This is a genomic window from Salipiger thiooxidans, from assembly GCF_900102075.1.
Classification (GTDB): Bacteria; Pseudomonadota; Alphaproteobacteria; order Rhodobacterales; family Rhodobacteraceae; genus Salipiger; species Salipiger thiooxidans.
Genome location: NZ_FNAV01000009.1, coordinates 237,283 through 255,619 on the forward strand (window position 1 = coordinate 237,283; position 18,337 = coordinate 255,619).

At 69.5% G+C, this 18,337-nt stretch carries 17 protein-coding genes; 12 read left to right on the top strand and 5 right to left on the bottom strand.

Annotated features, from left to right (window positions below):
- The first annotated feature begins 18 nt into the window (after positions 1-18).
- The 10 genes from BLQ77_RS15335 (at position 19) to BLQ77_RS15380 (ending at position 9,216) form a co-directional block, all read left to right on the top strand.
- Positions 19-867: a MurR/RpiR family transcriptional regulator gene (locus BLQ77_RS15335; RefSeq protein ID WP_089960748.1), complete on the top strand. Its 849-nt coding sequence runs from the start codon at positions 19-21 to the stop codon at positions 865-867.
- Positions 864-2,177: a glutamine synthetase family protein gene (locus BLQ77_RS15340; protein WP_089960750.1), complete on the top strand. Its 1,314-nt coding sequence runs from the start codon at positions 864-866 to the stop codon at positions 2,175-2,177. The genes BLQ77_RS15335 and BLQ77_RS15340 overlap by 4 nt, the downstream gene beginning before the upstream one ends.
- 126 nt (positions 2,178-2,303) lie before the next feature.
- Positions 2,304-3,008: a GntR family transcriptional regulator gene (locus tag BLQ77_RS15345; RefSeq protein ID WP_089960755.1), complete on the top strand. Its 705-nt coding sequence runs from the start codon at positions 2,304-2,306 to the stop codon at positions 3,006-3,008.
- 2 nt (positions 3,009-3,010) lie between these two features.
- Entirely contained in the window at positions 3,011-4,024 is a 1,014-nt protein-coding gene (locus BLQ77_RS15350; RefSeq protein WP_089960758.1) for an ADP-ribosylglycohydrolase family protein, read from the top strand.
- Entirely contained in the window at positions 4,012-4,914 is a 903-nt protein-coding gene (locus BLQ77_RS15355; protein WP_089960761.1) for a PfkB family carbohydrate kinase, read from the top strand. The genes BLQ77_RS15350 and BLQ77_RS15355 overlap by 13 nt, the downstream gene beginning before the upstream one ends.
- A gap of 50 nt (positions 4,915-4,964) precedes the next feature.
- Positions 4,965-5,999, top strand: a complete 1,035-nt coding sequence (locus tag BLQ77_RS15360; RefSeq protein ID WP_089960863.1) for an extracellular solute-binding protein — start codon at positions 4,965-4,967, stop codon at positions 5,997-5,999.
- Between the two features lie 25 nt (positions 6,000-6,024).
- Entirely contained in the window at positions 6,025-6,888 is an 864-nt protein-coding gene (locus tag BLQ77_RS15365) for an ABC transporter permease (RefSeq protein ID WP_089960764.1), read from the top strand.
- Positions 6,885-7,664, top strand: a complete 780-nt coding sequence (locus BLQ77_RS15370) for an ABC transporter permease (protein WP_008884763.1) — start codon at positions 6,885-6,887, stop codon at positions 7,662-7,664. The genes BLQ77_RS15365 and BLQ77_RS15370 overlap by 4 nt, the downstream gene beginning before the upstream one ends.
- On the top strand, positions 7,664-8,677 hold the full coding sequence (locus BLQ77_RS15375; protein ID WP_089960766.1) for an ABC transporter ATP-binding protein: 1,014 nt from the start codon (positions 7,664-7,666) through the stop codon (positions 8,675-8,677). The genes BLQ77_RS15370 and BLQ77_RS15375 overlap by 1 nt, the downstream gene beginning before the upstream one ends.
- A complete protein-coding gene (locus BLQ77_RS15380; protein WP_242661736.1) occupies positions 8,674-9,216 on the top strand; it encodes a cysteine hydrolase family protein in 543 nt (180 codons plus the stop codon). The genes BLQ77_RS15375 and BLQ77_RS15380 overlap by 4 nt, the downstream gene beginning before the upstream one ends.
- A gap of 134 nt (positions 9,217-9,350) precedes the next feature.
- Here BLQ77_RS15380 and BLQ77_RS15385 read toward each other — a convergent pair whose 3' ends face one another.
- The 3 genes from BLQ77_RS15385 to BLQ77_RS15395 are packed head-to-tail and all read right to left on the bottom strand — an operon-like array spanning position 9,351 to position 13,928.
- Entirely contained in the window at positions 9,351-11,798 is a 2,448-nt protein-coding gene (locus BLQ77_RS15385) for a hypothetical protein (RefSeq protein ID WP_089960769.1), read from the bottom strand.
- A gap of 10 nt (positions 11,799-11,808) precedes the next feature.
- The gene (gene eutC, locus BLQ77_RS15390; protein WP_089960771.1) at positions 11,809-12,546 is read right to left on the bottom strand and encodes an ethanolamine ammonia-lyase subunit EutC; all 738 of its coding nucleotides are present in this window, start codon (positions 12,544-12,546) and stop codon (positions 11,809-11,811) included.
- On the bottom strand, positions 12,543-13,928 hold the full coding sequence (locus BLQ77_RS15395) for an ethanolamine ammonia-lyase subunit EutB (protein WP_089960774.1): 1,386 nt from the start codon (positions 13,926-13,928) through the stop codon (positions 12,543-12,545). The genes eutC and BLQ77_RS15395 overlap by 4 nt, the downstream gene beginning before the upstream one ends.
- Positions 13,929-14,239: 311 nt before the next feature.
- On the opposite strand from BLQ77_RS15395, the gene BLQ77_RS15400 reads away from it, so the two are divergent.
- Positions 14,240-15,292 carry a 3-carboxy-cis,cis-muconate cycloisomerase gene (locus BLQ77_RS15400; RefSeq protein WP_089960777.1) on the top strand — a complete coding sequence of 351 codons (1,053 nt, stop codon included), beginning with the start codon at positions 14,240-14,242 and terminating at the stop codon, positions 15,290-15,292.
- Between the two features lie 60 nt (positions 15,293-15,352).
- Here BLQ77_RS15400 and pobA read toward each other — a convergent pair whose 3' ends face one another.
- The gene (gene pobA, locus BLQ77_RS15405; protein ID WP_089960779.1) at positions 15,353-16,531 is read right to left on the bottom strand and encodes a 4-hydroxybenzoate 3-monooxygenase; all 1,179 of its coding nucleotides are present in this window, start codon (positions 16,529-16,531) and stop codon (positions 15,353-15,355) included.
- A 91-nt stretch (positions 16,532-16,622) separates the two neighbouring features.
- Here pobA and BLQ77_RS15410 point away from each other — a divergent pair, with 91 nt between their 5' ends.
- Positions 16,623-17,492, top strand: a complete 870-nt coding sequence (locus BLQ77_RS15410; RefSeq protein WP_242661737.1) for a helix-turn-helix domain-containing protein — start codon at positions 16,623-16,625, stop codon at positions 17,490-17,492.
- Positions 17,493-17,495: 3 nt separating this feature from the next.
- Here BLQ77_RS15410 and BLQ77_RS15415 read toward each other — a convergent pair whose 3' ends face one another.
- Entirely contained in the window at positions 17,496-18,332 is an 837-nt protein-coding gene (locus BLQ77_RS15415; protein ID WP_089960783.1) for a 3-oxoadipate:acetyl-CoA acetyltransferase, read from the bottom strand.
- Positions 18,333-18,337: the final 5 nt, after the last annotated feature.

The window sequence follows — 18,337 nt, forward strand, 5'->3', positions numbered from 1 at the left end:
CGAACTTGGAGAGGCAACATGCAGGTCAGGGCTCGAATCGAGCGGATTTCCGGGGAAATGACCGCCACCGAGCGCCGGATCGGCGCGGCGATCCTGCTCGACTACCCGTTTGCAGGGCTGATCCCGATCCAGGAGCTCGCCCAAAAAACGAACACCTCGGCGCCGTCGATCTCGCGCTTCGTGACCAAGCTCGGCTTCCAGGGCTACGCGGAATTCCAGCGCAGCCTGATTGCCGAACTGAAGGAGGGCGAGCGTTCGCCCGTGGATCTGCAACGCACCGCCCAGCCGGTCGAGGGCGCCTATCTCGCGAGCTTCCTCAACCGCTCGGCCGCGGTCATGCAGGGTGCCTCCACCGCCATTTCCGAGGCGCAGTTCGAACGCATCTGCGCGCTGCTCGCCGACCCGAGGCGCGGCGTCTACTTCCTTGGCGGGCGGATGAGCGACACGCTGCTGAGCTTCATGTCCCGCCACTTGCGGCAGGCCCGCGACAAGGTTCACCACCTGTCGCCCGACCCCGAGGCCTGGCCCGACCACCTGCTGCGGATGAAGCCCCGCGACGTGCTCTTCGTGGCGGATTTCCGGCGCTACCAGAAAAGCCTCGAGCGGCTCACCGAGGGCGCCGTGCGCGAGCGCAAAGTGCAGGCGGTGGTGCTGACCGACCGCTGGCTCTCGCCCTGCGCGGCACATGCCACCGAAGTGCTCGCGGTGCCGATCGACAACGGCACGCTCTGGGACACCTACACCGGCGCCTTCGCGCTGATCGAGGCGATCGTCACGCGCATCGCCGAAACCCACTGGACCACCACAAAGACGCGCATCGAGGCATGGGATGCCATGCGCCTCGATTTCGGAGACCCCGACACATGATCTCAGATCCCCTCGTATTCGCCGCCACCTCGGACATCGCCGGCAAGCTGCGCGGCAAGGCCTTCCCGCTGTCGCAGATCGAGAAGCGCTTGAAGCGCGGCGTCGGCTGGACTCCCACCAACGTGCAGATCACCTGCTTCGACGCCATCGCGGATAGCCCCTTCGGCGCGCTCGGCGACCTGCTGCTGATCCCCGACAGCGAGACCACCGTGGCGCTCGATTACGAGGACGGCGGCCCGGTCGAGCGGCTGGCGCTGGGCGACATCACCGACCTCGACGGCACGCCGTGGTCCTGCTGCACGCGCTCGATCCTGAAGTCCGCGCTCGAGCGGCTGCGCAAGGCGGCGGGGCTCGAACTGGTGGCCTCGTTCGAGCACGAGTTCCAGTTCACCCCGACCGAGACCACGCCGGGACAGGCCTATACCTTCTCGGGCTTCACCCGCCGCCGCGCCTTCGGCGAGGCGCTCATGGCGGCGCTGGCGCAGGCCGGGCTCGGGCCGGACACCTTCATGAAGGAATACGGCCCCGACCAGTACGAGATCACCGTGACGCCCTCGCAGGGGGTGCGCCCCGCCGACGAGGCGGCGCTCCTGCGCGAGATCACCCGGCTGACCGCGCAGCGCGTGGGCGAGCGGGCGACCTTTGCGCCGATCCTCGATCCCGACAACGTCGGCAACGGCGTGCACATCCACATGAGCTTCCTCGACGCGGCGGGCGCACCGGCCACCTACGACCCTGCCCAGCCGCAGGGCATGTCGGCCACCACCGGCAGCTTCATCGCGGGCGTGCTCAGGTATCTCGACAGCATCGTGGCGCTCACCGCGCCCTCGGATGTCTCCTACCTGCGCCTGACCCCGCACCGCTGGAGCGCCGCCTACAACAACCTCGGCTTCCGCGACCGCGAGGCCTCGCTGCGGATCTGCCCGGTGACCGCGACCGATCCCGAGAGCATCGCGAAACAGTACAACTTCGAGTACCGCGCCGCCGATGCCGCCGCCTCGCCCCACCTCGCGCTTGCCGCCATCGTGCACGCGGGCTGTCAGGGCATCGAGGACGCGCTGCCGATCCCCGCGGTCACCGAGGAGGACCTCTCGGTGCTTTCGGCCGAGGATCTCGCTGCGCGCGGCTATGCCCGCCTGCCCGAGACGCTGCCCGCCGCCCTCACCCGCTTTGCCGAGAACGAGACCGTCACCGGCTGGTTCCCCGAGGGCTTTGCCGAGGTCTACACCGCCCACAAGCGCGGCGAGCTGGCGTGGCTCGACGACAAGGACACCGCCGCGCGCTGCGCCGCTTACGGCACTGTCTACTGACCCGCGGACATCCCCCGGGACGGCGCGGATTTCAGCGCCGTCCCCGCCCAAATCCGTCACGCTGAAAAAAACAGAAGACAAACCTGTCTAGACCTGTCTACCATACATAAAGAGACAGGAGGACGGATGAAGCAGAGCGCCGCAGAATCGAAGTCCCAGCGCATCGCGCGGGTGCTCGAGGCCGAGATCCGCTCGGGCACGCTCACCGACGGCGCGGCGCTGTCCAGCGAGAACGCGCTTGTCGAACGCTTCGCCGTCTCGCGCACCACCGTCCGCAAGGGGCTCGGCATCCTCGCCGCCAAGGGGCTCATCCGCACCAAGGTCGGCATCGGCTCCTTCGTGACCTACGGCGGCGCGGTGATCGACAGCGGCTCGGGCTGGAGCCTGTCGCTGGCGGATGGCCGCGCCCGGCTCGGCACCCGCATCCTGCGCATCGCGCGGCTTCCCATGGACCTCGACGACCCCGCCCCGCAGGGCGAGATGCTGGCCGTAGACCGCATCCGCTTTCGCGAGGAGACCGGACAGGGCCTGACGCTGGAACGCGCCCGGGTACCGTGGCGCGACGATTACGAAGCCGTCCTGTCCGAGGGGCTCAACGGCGGTTCGCTGAGCCGCACGCTTGCCGCACGCGGCCTGTCGCCCGCCACCGGCGAGGAATGGGCCAACGTGCTCTGCGCCCTGCCCGCCGGGGACGCGGCGCTCATGGGACGACGCGCCGGAGAGCCGATGCTGCGCCTGCGCCGCCTGACCCGCGACGGCCACGGCGGGCTGTTCGAATACGTGGAAAGCGTGCTCGACCCCGAGGTCTTCGGCCTGCACATGGAATTCTGACGATGACTGCAACCGCCCTTCCCTGTCTCGCCGAAACCCGCGCCACCGCCGCCCTTGCAGGCCTGGCCGTGGGCGACGCGCTGGGGATGCCCGCGCAGACGCTCCCGCGCGGGGTCATCCGCGAACGCTACGGCCGGATCACCGGACTCGTGGCGCCTTTCGACGGCCACCCGATCAGCCACGGGCTGCGCGCCGGACAGGTCACCGACGACACCGAGCAGACCCTGCTTCTGGCGCGCCGCCTAATCGCCGAGCCTCAGGGCTTCGACGACGCGGGCTGGGCGCGCGACCTGCTGGAGTGGGAGGCCGGGATCCGCGCCAAGGGGCTTGCGGACCTGCTGGGGCCGTCCTCGAAGGCTGCCATCGAGGCGCTGCTTGCCGGCACGCCGCCCGAAGAGACCGGCCGTCGCGGCACCACCAACGGCGCGGCCATGCGCATCGCCCCGGTGGGCATCGCGACCCCGCCCGACGTGGCGCAGATCGCCGCCCGTGTGGCCCGCACCTGCCGCGTGACCCACAACACAGGCGAGGCCATCGCCGCCGCCTCGGCCGTGGCCATGGTTGTGAGCGCTGGCGTCGCCGGGCAAGGCTTCGACGCGTCGCTCGATCCGGCGCTGGCATCGGCCCGCGCAGGTCAGGCCCTTGGCAACGCGGTGGGCGAGCCCGACGTGGCGGGACGCATCGCGCTGGCGCTCGAGATCGCCGAAACCGGCGACGAGGAGCAGCTCATCGCCACCATCGGCAGCTCGGTCGCAAGCCGCGAGAGCGTGCCCATGGCCTTCGGACTGCTGCGGCTGGCGCGGGGCGACCTGTGGCAGGCGCTGCTCTCTGCCGCCAACATCGGCGACGACACCGACACCATCGGCGCCATTGCCGGCGCCATGGGCGGCGCCACCGGCTGCCCGCTGCCCGACACGGTGGTGGCCGAGGTCACCGAGGCCAGCGGGCTCGACCTCGCGCCCGTGGTCCGCGCCCTTCTGGCCCTGCGCCAAGGAGGCACCCCATGCCCCGGCTGATGCAGATGACCGGCCCGGTGATCGACCTCGTCTACCGGGTGCGCGCGCTTCCCGCCTCGGGCGAAGAGGCGGTGGTCACCGGTTTCGAGATGACCGTGGGCGGCGGCTTCAACGCGCTGGCCGCCGCGCGGGCCGCAGGGATCGAGGCCACCATGGGCGGCACGCTCGGCACCGGCCCCTTCGGCTACACTGCCGCTGCGGCGCTCGGCGACCGCGACATCGCCTGCGCGCGCCCGCCGATCCCGGATCACGACCAGGGCTGCTGCACCGTGATGCTGGAGCCCGACGGCGAGCGCAGCTTCATCGCCTGGCCCGGCGCCGAGGGCCGGATCACCGCCGAGGCGCTTGCCACCATCGACCTCGCGCCCGTCGATTGGGTCATGGTCTCGGGCTACACGCTGCACTACCCCGACGCCCGCGACGCGCTGGCCAGCTGGATCGAAGAGCTGCCCCGCGACCGGCGCTTCCTCTTCGACCCCTCGCCGATGATCGCCGAGCTGCCGCCCGCGCTCGTCGACACCCTGCGCAACCGCGCCGACTGGATCAGCGCCAATAACGTCGAGGCGCGCGTGATGACCGGCCACACCGACGCCGAGGTCGCGGTGCGCGCGCTGGCATGGGGCCGTCAGGGCGCGCTGGTGCGCCTTGGCGCCGAGGGCTGCCTGATGGCCACCAAGGGCACCCTGCACCGCCTTCCCGCCCACGAGGTCACGCCCGTCGACACCAACGGCGCCGGCGACTGCCACATCGGCAGCTTCGTGGCCGAGCTGTCGCTCTCGGGCGACCCGCTGCGCGCCGCGCGCTACGCCAACATCGCCGCCGCCCTCTCGGTCACCCGCCCGGGCCCCGCCACGCCGCCCGACCGTGACGAGGTGCTGGCGCTGCTCTGAACCCCGACAAGAGGGCCGCAAAGGCCCCGAACCCCAACATGGAGACGACAATGACCAAAGGACTTCTTTCCCTCTCGCTGCTCGCGCTCACCGCGTCAGGCGCGCTTGCCGACGAGATCCGCGTGCTCAACTGGCAGGGCTACGGCACCGACCTCGGCTGGTCGCTCGAGGCGTTCGAGGCCGCCACCGGCCACAGCGTGGTGCACGAGTACTTCAATTCCGAGCAGGAAATGCTCACCAAGATGCGCACCAACCCCGGCGCCTATGACGTGGTGCTGATCAACGCGGCCTACACCACGCAGGCCTACGAAGAGGGTCTGCTGGCGGCCATCGATACCGCCGCCATCGGGAACTACGCCGGTATCCCCGCCAACTTCGCCGAGGACCCGAGCCTGGTGCACAAGGGCGCGGTCTACGGCGTGCCGTGGACCTGGGGTCTGACCGCCATCGCCATCAACACGCAGGCCTTCGATGAGGCGCCGACCTCGCTCGAAGTGCTGTGGGATCCCGCGCACAAGGGCCGCGTCTCAATCCGCGACGATGCCGAGGAAGCGGTGCACCTCGGCGCGCTGGCCACCGGTCAGGACATCAACAACATCGAGGATCTCGACGCGGTCGAGGCCAAGCTCAGGGAGCTGATGCCGCAGCTGCGCACCTTCTGGGCCTCGGAGAACGACTGGAACCAGTTCATGGCGGCGGGCGAGCTCGACGTGGCGAGCTACTGGTCCGGCTCGGCGGCACGCTCGGCGGGCATGGGCCTGCCGGTGGAGTTCGTCGTGCCCAAGGAAGGCGCCATCGCCTGGCTCGACGGGCTGTCGATCCCCGAGACCTCCGAGCACAAGGAGGCCGCGGCCCAGTTCATCGACTGGATGATCGACCCCGAGTTCTATGTGAAGTGGGACGCCGAGGGCGCCCCCGCCTCGGCCAATGCCGATGCCGCCGCAGCACTGCCGGACGACGCCTTCAACAAGCGCGTTCTGGGCGATCCCGAAGTGGTCAAGCTCGCCAAGTTCCGCGCGCCCATGGACGATGCCACGCGCGAGAAATACCTCGCGCTCTGGCAGAGCCTGAAGGCCGCCCAGTAAGCCGCTGACGAGACGAGGGAAAGTCATGGCAGAGGTGATCCATGCACAGGACCGCCGGCGGCTTCTGACGCTGCTGGGCCCGGCCTATCTCTGGCTGACGCTGGCGGTGTTCCTGCCGCTCTCGGCCATGCTGTTCTTCAGTTTCCTCTCGGACATGCCCGGTGACGCCCCCGACTGGGGCGTCACGCTTGGCAACTACACGCAGTTCCTCGAGAATCCGACCTACGCCACGCTTCTGTGGAAGTCGCTGAAGCTCGGCGTCACGGTCACGCTCTTCTGCATCGTGATCGGCTACCCCTGCGCTCTGGTGCTGGCGAAATCCATCAAGGGCCGCGCCCGCGAGGCGCTGTTCCTGATGGTCATCCTGCCGTTCTGGTCGAACTCGCTGGTGAGGATCTTCTCATGGGCCATCGTGCTGCGCGGCAATGGCGTGCTCGAACGGACGCTGAACTGGATCCTGCCCTTTGACATCAGGCTGAACCTGATGTTCACCACCGAGGCCGTGGTCATCGGGCTCGTGCACAGCTACCTGCCTTACGTGATCCTGACGAGCTACCTCGCGCTGCAGGCCATCGACGACGACCTGATCGACGCCGCGCGCTCGATGGGCGCCTCGAAGCTCACCATCCTCAACCGTCTGCTGCTGCCGCTGTCGCTGCCGGGGCTGCTGGCCGGCGCGGTGCTGGTCTTCGTGCCCGTGGTCGGCAGCTTCATGGAGCCGCGCATCCTTGGCGGGCGCATGGGCACCTATTACGGCACCGTCATCGAGGACCAGTTCGTGGCGGTCTACAACTGGCCGCTGGGGGCCGCGCTCTCGTTCATCCTGCTGGCGGTGGTGCTGGTGATCCTCGGCGCCGCCTCGCCGGTGCTGCGGAGGGCGCGGACATGAGCCCCATCGCCCTGCTCGGCCGCATCTGGCTGGTGCTGATCCTGATCTTTCTCTACGCGCCGATCCTCGTCATGGCGGCGATGAGCTTCAACGCCTCGCCCTTCTACCAGCTGCCCTTCGAGTATTCCTCGAAGTGGTACAGCGACATGGCGGGCAACGAGCAGATCGTGACCGCGGCTATCCGCTCGGTGCTGATCGCCTGCGCGGTGACGGCGATCGCCACCGCGGTCGGCACCGCCGCCTCTGTCGCGCTCTTCCGCTACGAGTTCCGCGGCAAGAGGCTGCTGCAGGCGCTGCTGTTTCCGCCCATCGCCATCCCGTGGCTGATCACCGGCACCGCCATGCTGGTGTTCTTCTTCACCATCGGCATCGGGCGCGGCACGCCCGCGGTGATCATCGGCCACGTGGCGCTGGCGCTGCCTTACGTCATCGTGACCGTCACGGCCCGGCTTTCGTCCTTCGACGTCACGCTGGAGGAAGCCGCGCGCTCCATGGGCGCCGGTGCATGGACGGTGCTGCGCCGGGTGACGCTGCCTTGGATCGCGCCGGGGATCGTCGCGGGCGCGCTCTTCGCCTTTGCCGTCAGCTTCGACCAGTTCGTGGTGAGCTACTTCCTGTCCAAGCCCGGCGACAGCACGCTGCCCGTGCTCATCTACACCGCCATCCGCAAGGGCTTCACGCCCGAGATCAACGCCATCTCGACGATCATCATCGCCGTCTCCATGGCGGTCATGTTCCTTGCGGCGCGCTACTCGAAATTCGGAGGGGACCGCTGATGTCGCAGGTCGAGGTTCGCAATGTAACCAAACGCTTCGGCCGCACGGTGGCGCTGGACGACGTGTCCATCGCCTTCGAGGACGGCGGGTTCTTCGCCCTGCTGGGGCCGTCCGGGTCGGGCAAGACGACGCTGCTGCGCACCATTGCGGGATTCCATTTCCCCGATAGCGGCAGCATCCGCATCGGCGAGCGCAACGTCGAGAAGGTGCCGGTCGAGAAGCGCGACATCGGCATGATGTTCCAGAACTACGCGCTGTTTCCCAACATGTCCGTGGCCGAGAACGTGGGCTTCGGCCTGCGCGTCCGCAAGGTCGGCTCGGCCGAGGAAACCCGCCGCGCCCGCGAGGCGCTGGAACTGGTGCAGCTCGGCCATCTGGGCGACCGGCGGCCCTCGCAGCTTTCCGGCGGGCAGCGGCAGCGGGTGGCGCTGGCACGGGCCATCGTCACCAACCCCAAGGTGCTGCTGCTCGACGAGCCGCTTTCGGCGCTCGACAAGACCCTGCGGGTGGACATGCAGATCGAGCTCAAGCGCATCCAGCGCGAGGTCGGCATCACCACGATCTTCGTGACCCACGACCAGGAAGAGGCACTGACCCTCTCGGACCGCATCGGTATCCTGCGCGACGGGCGCATCGTGCAGGCGGGCCCCCCGCGCGAGGTTTATAACCGCCCCGTCGATGCCTTTGCCGCGGGCTTCCTCGGCGAGGCGAACTGGCTCTCCGAGGGCGCATTGGCGGGGCTTACCCTGCCCGCCGATCCCTCTGGGCGCCGCTTTGCCACGCGCCCGGAGGCGCTGGCGATCTCCGCCGCGGCGCCCGCGCCGGGGATGAACGCGGTTCGGGGCCAGCTGGTGCAGCGCGTCTTCGCGGGCGCCATGGCAACCTGCCTCGTCGAGGTGGACGGCCAGCCGTGGAAGCTCATCGCGCGCGACCGCGACATCCCCGAGCTGCCCGGCGACGGCGCGGTCTGGCTTGCCTGGGCGCCGCAGGACACGCTGGTGGTGCCGGCATGAGCGAGGTGCTTCTTGTCATCGACATGCAGCCCGGTTTCGGCCACCCAGAAAGCCCGTGGTGCACCCCCGGCTACGACCTCTGCGCCGAGCGCATCGGCGCCCTCGCCGCGGGCTTCGCGGGTCGCGCACTCTTCACCCGCTTCGTGCCGCCCGCCGAGCCCTCGGGCGCGTGGCTGCCCTATTACCAGGCCTGGCCCTTTGCGCTGGATCCGGCGCAGAGCTGGCTCTGGGAGCTCGATCCGCGCTTTTCGGGTCATCCCGAAGTGACCGGCCACCGCTTCGCCAAGTGGCGCGAGGCCATTTCGCACGTTCCCGAAGACGCCACTCTGGTGATCTGCGGGGTGGCGACCGACTGCTGCGTGCTGGGCACCGCGATCGAGGCGGTGGACGACGGCCGCCACGTGCGGCTGGTCACCGACGCCTGCGCGGCCGGGACCCAGGCGCTGCACGAGGCCGCCATCACCGTGATGCGCGACCGCGCGCCCATGCTGACGCTGACCGACACCGAGACCGAGCTGGCGCGGCTGCTCGAGGACTGAGTGTTTCGGCTCTGGCGCCGGAGCCGTGACGAGCGGAGCGGCCCGCGCGGTCAGGGCGCGGCGGGTGGGCCAAACCGCTGCGCCGGTGACGCCGCGGACGTGTCAGCCCTTGGGTATAAGCCTCGGCGGATGGGTCAGCCCTTGCGGAGGAGCCGTGGCGGTCGGGTCAGCCCCGAGGCATCGGGCCAGAGGTCCCCGGCAAAAGGCGTGCCCGCGTAAAACCGGTTGGCGCCGGTGTTCATCACCTCGATCTCCAGCAGATGTTGACCCGCCGCGACCTCGCCCAGCGGCAGGCGGAACGGCGCGTGGGACACGGCGCCGTGCTCGGCGCCGTCGAGCCTGACATGGGCCGCACAGGCAAGCCCCGGCAGCTCGAGCGTCAGCGCCATGGGGTCGGTGAGCGTGAAGCGACAGCTATAGCGCCCGACGCCGGAGAACGCCGGATCGCCCTGTGCCTGCCAGCCCTCCGTCACGCTGATCGCCCGGGCCGCGCCCGATGTCGCAAGGGTCCAGCCGTCGCGCAGCTCCATGACCGGGACGAGCGCGGGCTTGGGCAGCCACGCTACGTCCGTGACGGGCTCCGCCTGCCGCAAACGAAGCAAACGCAACTCCTGCGGGTCGAGCGCCAGTGACAGGCGGCGCGACGGCTCGGGCGGACCGGCCTCGCAGACGAGCCCGGCGCCGAGGGTCAGCTGGGCCTCGAGTGGCGCGTCGCCCTCGTTGAAGAGTGCCACGCGCCACCAGCCTTCCGCGTCCCGCCCGGCCACGAGGCTGCGCAGCCCGGTGCGTTCGGAGATCTGCGGCAGGTCGGGGAGCGCGGCGCCGATGTCCTGCTCCTCCGGCATCCCTCGCCAGAGAGGCAGGCCGAGTGCCTCGGCGCGGGCCAGCACCTCCGGGTCCCGCAAAGCCGTCACCTCCGGCAGCACCAGCGCCGCCACATCTTCACCGTGGATCCGGCACCCGCCGTCCATCGCCGCCAGCCCGTCCTCGTCGACCACCAGCGGCGGGTGCCCCAGCGCCACCAGCCGCTCGGCCCAGCGGCCGAAGGTCTGCGCATGGGCATGGCGCGGGCCCTCGGTCAGCGCGGTCTCGTAGGGATAGAGCAGCGCGATGCGGGGGGGCGGCGCGGCGCCTTCGATGAAATCCGCCAGAGCCTCCGCCTCCGAGGCCAGCGCCCCCATCACGGGCCACCATGGTTGCAGGTTGTAGCCGGGCGCGAAGTCGAACCGCAGGTTGTCGAGCGCCGAAGGCGTGGCATCGCCCTCCGACGCGAAGAGTGCATGCAGGATCACCCGGCTGGCGCCCAGCATGTGCAAGCGGATGAGCTGCGCCCGCAGCGCCTGCGGCGTCATCTCCCACTGGCCCGCGGCGCGGGTCTCGGAGCGGGAGGCGGTCACGTAGAGCTCGCACCAGCAGCCGCGGCGACCGCTGGCCCGCGCGATGCTGTCGCCGAGCAATGGGGCAAGCTGGGCGTCGAGGTTGTTGGCGTCCACCGCCGTCACGTCGCGCCAGCGGTCGGTGCCGAAGAAATCCGCCGCCAGCGCCGCCCGCGGGTCGATGCTCGAGAACCCGCCATTGAGCGCGAAACTCGCCACGTGCGGCAGGATCTCGTGCCCGGTGAGCGCCAGCCCGTTACGGTCGCAGAAAGCGCGGAGCGAGCCGAGGAAGCTTTGCTGGAAGAGCGCGGTATAGGTCCGATAGACGTGGCTGCGGGTCGCACGCGCTCCGGGCAGATCGCGCAGCAGCGCCGCAAGTTGCAACGCCAGAGGCCCCCGCGCCACGAGTGACGCGGCGAAGCCGTCGCTCCAGAGCAGGCTGTTGCCGAGATTGCCCGTGCGCCCCTCCCAGTCGTAGAGCACCGGCGCGGGCTGGTCGAAGAACAGGCAGTGCACCGGATCGGGCAGCAGGCCCGCAAGCGCCCGGGCATAGGGCTCGAGCCCCTTCTCGACGAAGCGCGCCCCGGCCTCGGGCAGCAGGTAGTTGATGACGCGGGAGTTGGCGATGCGGGCGCGGGCGAAGAGTGTCCAGCGGGCGCCCTCGGGCAGCGAGTGGTCCAGCCGCGCGGTCATCCCGTCGGCCCCGACGGCCACGATGCGCACCGCGTCGGTCACGTCGCGCACGCTTCCATCCGCGGACCAGAGCACGGCAGCCACCGGCGCCCAGTCCGCCAGCCGCGGCGCGCCGTCCTCGTGGATCCAGTTGCGCACCGCCGCGCCGAGGCTCGCACCCAGCGTCGCCCGGATACCGGCGATGGTCGCGTCGCGCCCGGTGCTCTCGGCCCAGAAGAGATGCGTCTCGCGCAGGTGGTCGGCGCCTTCGACGGTGCGCCCGCCCGCCTGCCCGCTGCTCCAGGCGTAGTCGTCGTAGAGCCCCGCCCGCAGTCCGAGCCCGGCCATGATCCGCACCGCCTGCGCATAGGCGGCAAGGTACTCGGGCGAGAGGTAGAGCGCGCGCGGCATCGACAGCCGCGCCTGGATGTAGATCGTGCCAAAGCCCTGCGCGCGGAACCCGGCGAGCTGCGCGCGCATCTCGGCCTCGGTCGGCAGGCCGGACCAGAACCAGTAGGCGTCGAGCCGGCTCACGGCGCGCGGCTCACTCGATCAGTATCTTGTCCGAGTTGTCCTTGAGCCCCACGCCCGTCACCCCGAGCTTGAGCGCGTGGCGCACCAGCCAGTCGATCTTGGCCACCGCCTTTTCGGCCGAGAGCCCGCCGGAATTGTGAATGTTCGACACGCAGTTGCGCGAACTGTCGGGGGTGCCGACCCTGGGGTTGATGGTGAGATAGGCGCCGAGGCTGGTGGTCAGCGACAGGCCCGGACGCTCGCCGATCACCATGACCACGAGCTTTGCGCCCATGCGCTCGCCAATCTCGTCGCCGATGCCGACGCGGCCCTGCTCGGCCAGCACGATGGGGCCGAGCTTGAGGTCCGAGAAGGCCCCGACCAGCCCGGTCATCACCTCGGCCGAGTTGGTGTTGACCGCATCCGCCGACAGCCCGTCGGCGAGCACGATGACCGCGTCGAAGGGCCCCTCGGGGAGAGTGTCTGCATCGCGCTCGCGCAGGCGCCGGCCAAGGTCGGGACGGCGGATGTAGACGCCGCGGTCCTCGGCACGGCTGTGCACGCGGATCACCTCGGCGCCGCCGATGCCGGCCTCCACGGCCTCCCAGTCGACGGGCTTCCAGATCGCGTCGCGGGCCTTGGCGTGGCTGAGTTGGAAGTCGAGCACCGACTCGAGGGTGGCAGGGCCGCCCTCGGGGTCGAGCCGCAGCCGCGCGGGCGTCAGGCGGCGCAGGGCGTTGAAGGCGGGGTGCTTGTCGATCTCGCTCATTCTGCGGCCAGTCCCATCCGTTTCATCATTGCGCTCATGTCCGGGATCGCCCGGTCCGGCCCCATCTGCTCGAGCCCCATCCTGGCGAGCCAGCCCTCGAACTCGGGCGCGGGCCGCGCACCGGAGATCGAGCGCATCCAGCGCCCGTCCTCGAAGGACAGGGTCTGATAGCTCAGCATCACGTCGTCCGAGCCCGGCACACAGATCACGAAGTTCACGCCGGCGGCCCCCAGCAGGCAGGCCAGCGTGTCCATGTCGTCCTGATCGGCATCCACGTGGTTGGTGTAGCAGACGTCCATGCCCATCGGCAGGCCGAGCAGCTTGCCGCAGAAATGGTCCTCGAGCCCGGCGCGGATGACCTGCTTGCCGTTGTAGAGATACTCGGGCCCGATGAAGCCCACGACGCTGTTCACGAGGAACGGATCGAAGGCGCGCGCGACGGCGTAGGCACGCGCCTCGAGCGTCTGCTGGTCGACGCCGTGGTGGGCGTCGGCCGAGAGCGGCGCGCCCTGCCCGGTCTCGAAATACATGCAGTCGGTGCCCACCGTGCCCCGCTTGAGGCCAAGCGCCGCCTCTTGCGCCTCCTTGAGGATCGAGAGCGTGACGCCGAAGCCCTCGTTCGCCGCCTGCGTGCCCGCGATGGACTGGAACACGAGATCGACCGGGCCGCCGCTCTCCATGATCTCCATGCTGTTGGTGACGTGGGTCAGCACGCAGCTCTGGGTGGGGATGTCGAACTCCTGCCGAAGCCCGTCGAGGGCCCAGAGCAGGTCGGTGCAGTTCTGGATGCTGTCCGAGGCCGGGTTGATCCCGATCACCGCGTCGCCCGAGCCCTGCAGCAGCCCGTCGAGGATCGCCGCCGCGATGCCGCGCAGGTCGTCCGAGGGGTGGTTGGGCTGAAGCCGCGTCGACAGCCGCCCCTTGAGGCCCACGGTACTCCGGAAGCGGGTAATGACCTCGGTCTTGGCGGCCACCGCGATGAGGTCCTGGTTCCGCATCAGCTTGCTGACCGCGGCGATCATCTCGGGGGTAAAGCCGCGCGCGGCCTTGGCCAACGATACCGCGTCGGCGGCGTCGGAGAGCAGCCAGTTGCGCAGGTCGCCCACGGTCATCGAGCGGAACGGGGCAAAGGCCTCGGCGTCGTGGCTGTCGATGATCAGCCGCGTGACCTCGTCGCTCTCGTAGGGCACCACCACGTCGTTCAGGAAGTGCGTCAGCGGCAGGTCGGCCAGCACGTAGCGGGCGGCGACGCGGTTCGCCTCGGAACTGGCGGCAATGCCGGCGAGCTCGTCCCCCGAGCGCAGCGGTGTCGCGGCGGCCATCACCTGCGCCAGGCTGGCAAAGGCATGGGTTTCCCCACCGGCGATATGTTCGAACTTCACGGGTCAGACCCTCCGTAGTCGCGAAGTGGCCGAGCGCGGATGCGCCGGCGATTTGCTTTGCGGCAGTGTCGCAAGAGCGGCGGCGCGGGAAAAGCCCCGTTGACGGCCCGCGCCTTCCTATGGGCTCTGCAGACCGTCAGACGCAAGAAAAATTGACCGAACGCACATTATTTGAGCGCGACACTGCCCTTTCGGTCAATTCCGACCGATCACCACGCGGGCCATGACAACAGATACCGCTGTCCTCGCGGGGGCGATGTTGTAGAACCAGGACCGGGAAAGTGCCGTACAAAAGCAGGGAGAGCAGCAGCATGAGCAGTAGCGTTTTCGAACACCCGTGGCTGTCGGGGCTGTTCACCGATCACAAGATGGCAAAGATCCTTTCGGCCGAGCGCCAGATCGCCCACATGCTGGCCTTCGAGGCCGCGTGGTCGCGCGCCTGCGGCGCCGTCGGGATCTTCGACCCCGACAAGGCCGAGGCCGCCGCCCGTGCCATCGAGTCCGCGCGCATCGACATGGCGGACCTGGCCGAGGGCATGGCGCAGGACGGCGTGCCGATCCCCCGCTTCGTGGCGCAGCTGCGCGCCGTTGCCCCGTCGGAGGCGCTGCACAAGGGCGCGACCTCGCAGGACGTGGTCGATACCGCGATGGTGATGGCGCTGGCCGAGGCCTCGAAGCTCCTGATCGAGCGGATCGAGCAACTGACCCGCGCTCTGAGTGCGCTCGAGGCGCGCCACGGCGCCACCCCGCTGATGGGCCGGACGCGGATGCAGGCCGCGACCGAGATCACCGTCTCCGACAGGGTGCTGACCTGGATGCTGCCGCTCGCCGGCCACCGCGACCGGCTGTCGGTGCTGCGTGGGCTTGTCGAGAAGGTGCAGATCGGCGGCGCCTCGGGCGACCGCAAGGCGCTGGGCGACAAGGAGACCGAGGTCGTCGAACGCGTCGCCCTCGACCTCGGCCTCGCCCCGGCCAGGCGCAGCTGGCACGCGATGCGCGAGCCGATTGCCGAATACGCCTCGTTCCTGTCGCTGGTGACCGGCACGCTGGGCAAGATGGGTCAGGACGTGGCGCTGATGGCGCAGCAGGGGATTGACGAGATCGCGCTCTCGGGCGGCGGCGGCTCGTCGGCGATGCCGCACAAGCAGAACCCCGTCGCGGCCGAGCTGCTGGTGACGCTGGCGCGGTTCAACGCCACGCAGGTCAGCGCCATGCACCACGCGATGATCCACGAGCAGGAACGCTCGGGCGCGGCGTGGAGCCTTGAATGGATGGTGCTGCCGCAGATGCTGATGGCGACGGCGCGTTCGCTGGCCGTGGGCATCGAGCTCGTGGGCAAGATCACCCGGATCGGAACGGCCTGAGCGCCTGAAAAGGGTCGAGGCCGCAGATCGCTGCGGCCTCATTCGCCTTGCCGGGGTCGGTCAGAACGGCAGGCCGATGTAGTTCTCGGCCAGATCCCGGCGCGCGGTTTCGGAATGCGCGAGGTGGTCCAGCGTCGCCCGGCGCATCTGCGCGGCAAAGGCGTCCTCGTCGTCGAAGCGGTGCAGCATCAGCGTCATCTGCCAGCTGAACCGCATCGCCTTCCAGATCCGCGACAGCGCCTTTTCGGAATAAGCGTCGATCCCCGCCGTTCCGCGCCCCGAAAGTGCCTCGATCAGCGCGTCGTGCAGGTAGTAGACGTCCGACGCCGCGAGGTTCAGCCCCTTGGCCCCGGTCGGCGGCACGATGTGGGCCGCGTCGCCCACGAGGAACAGGTTGCCCCAGCGCAGCGGCTCGGAGACGAAGCTGCGCAGCGGCGCGATGGATTTCTCGATCGATGGCCCGGTGATCAGCCGCCCCGCCGCCTCCGAGGGGATCCGGCGGCTGAACTCGTCCCAGAAACGCTGGTCCGACCAGTCCTCGACCTTGTCGGTCAGCGGCACCTGCACGTAGTAGCGCACGAGGTTCGAGTTGCGCATCGAGGCCAGCGCGAAGCCGTGGCGCGAGTTGGAATAGATCAGCTCGTCGTTCACCGGCGGCGTTTCCGACAGGATACCCAGCCAGCCAAACGGATAGACGCGCTCGAACTCCTGCCGCTTGTGCTCGGGGATGGTCTTGCGCGACACCCCGTGGAAGCCGTCGCATCCCGCGACATAGAGGCATTCCAGCCGCTTGCGGGTGCCGTCGTGGGTGAACTCCACCGCCGAGCGCGGCTGGTCGAGATCGAGGATCTCGACGTCGGACACCTCGTGCAGCACGGTGGTGCCCATCGCATCCTGCGCGGCGTAAAGATCGGCGGTCACTTCGGTCTGGCCGTAGACCATGACCCGCTTGCCGGTGAGCTCGAGGAAGTCGATGTGCACCACGCGCTCGTCGTCGGTCATGTAGCAGCCGTCGTGCGGGATGCCCTCGCGCTGCATGCGCGCATCGACACCCGCCACCTGCAGAAGCTCGACCGTCCCCCACTCGAGGATGCCCGCGCGGATCCGCGACAGCACATGCGCGCGGGTGGAGCGTTCGAGGATCACCGTCTCGATCCCTGCCCGGTTGAGCAGCTGCGACAGCAAGAGCCCCGACGGCCCGCCGCCGATGATGGCGACCTGAGTGGTGAGTGTGGTCATGCGCGAATCCTCCCGTTTACGCATTGCAGATTAGCTCTGCGCGGGCGCGGAACGAATGGACCAGGGCGACATTGGATGGTACAATTCATGCATGCACGAAACGGCGCATATTCCCATCTTCAACCTCTTCGGAGAAACCACGGCCTTTCCGGACGTGATCCATTGCGAGGCGGTATTCGACCGCGCCGGGCTGCATGACTGGGTGATCACCCCGCACCGCCACGGGCAGATGGCGCAGATCTTCCAGATCGTCTCGGGCGCCGCGAAGGTGACGCTGGATGGCGGCTCGGAGCGCCTTGAATCCGGGGGCTATCTCTTCGTTCCGCCGCAGATCGTGCACGGGTTCGAATTCACCCGCGGGACCGAGGGGATGGTGCTGTCGATGCCCTCTCCCGTGGTCTCGAGGCTCGGCCCCAAGACGCCGGCGCTGGCGGACTGGCTCGGCGCGCCACAGCGCGGCCGGGTCAGCGACGCGGCGGGCGCGTTGCTGCAGGAGATCGCGCGCTGCTACGCGGCACATGGTACGTTTCGCGCGCAGCGTCTGGTGGCCCTGACCCACGCCGCGTTGGCCACCCTCGCCGATGAGGGCAGCGCCGGCCGGAGCGCGGCGCGCGACGCCGGTGGCCAGATGCAGCGGCTCGACGCGCTGATCGCCGAGCGTCTGGCACAGGGCTGGAGCGCGCGCGACTACGCCTCGGCGCTGCATGTCACCACCGGGCACCTCAACCGCATCGTGCGCAGCGCCGCGGGGATGAGCCTCACCGCCTATCTCGAGACCGCGGTGATGACCGAGGCCTGCCGCCTCATCGCCTTCACCCGGCTGCCGGTGGCCGAGGTCGGCTACCGTCTTGGCTACGCCGACCCGCCCTATTTCTCGCGCCGTTTCCGCGCCCGCATGGGCGAGACGCCAAGCGCCTATCGCGCGCGGGTGTCGGGCGAGCGCGCGGCGGGCGAAGGATAAGGCTCAGGCCGCCTGCGGCAGCCCGAGGATGCTGCGTGCGGTCCGCCAGTCGGCGACGGGACGCTCGTAGCGGTCGCAAAGCTCGGCGGCGCGGCGCACCAGCGCGGCGTTCGATGGCGCCAGCGTGTCGCGGTCGATCCGGACATTGTCCTCAAGCCCGGTGCGGGCATGACCGCCGGCCGAGATCGCCCAGTCGTTGAGGACGATCTGGTTGGGCCCGATCCCCGCCGCGCACCACGCCGCATCCTCGCCGAAGAGCCGCTTCACCGTGTGGATGTAGTAGTCGAAGACCGCGCGGTCGGCGGGCATGGCGTTCTTCACGCCCATGACGAACTGGACGTAGGGACGCGCCGCGATCTGGCCCGCCTGCCACATCGCGTGCGCCCTGAGGATATGGCTCAGGTCGAAGGCCTCGATCTCGGGCTTGACGCCGTATTCGATCATCTCCGAGGCCAGCCAGTCGACCAGGTCGGGCGGGTTCTCGTAGACCCGCGTCGGGAAGTTGTTCGAGCCCACCGAGAGCGAGGCCATGTCGGGCTTCAGCGGCAACATGCCGCCGCGCGCCTGCCCAGCCCCCGAGCGCCCGCCGGTCGAGAGCTGCACGATGATGCCGGGACAATGCTGGCGCAGCCCCTCGAGCAGACGCCCGAAGCGCTCGGGATCCGAGGTCGGCTTGCCCTCGTCGTCACGCACGTGACAATGCGCGATGGTGGCCCCGGCCTCGAACGCCTCCTGCGTGCTTTCGATCTGCTCCGAAATGGTGATCGGAACCGCCGGGTTGTTGTTCTTGGTCGGCAGAGAGCCGGTGATCGCGACGCAGATGATGCAGGGTTTCGACATGGTAG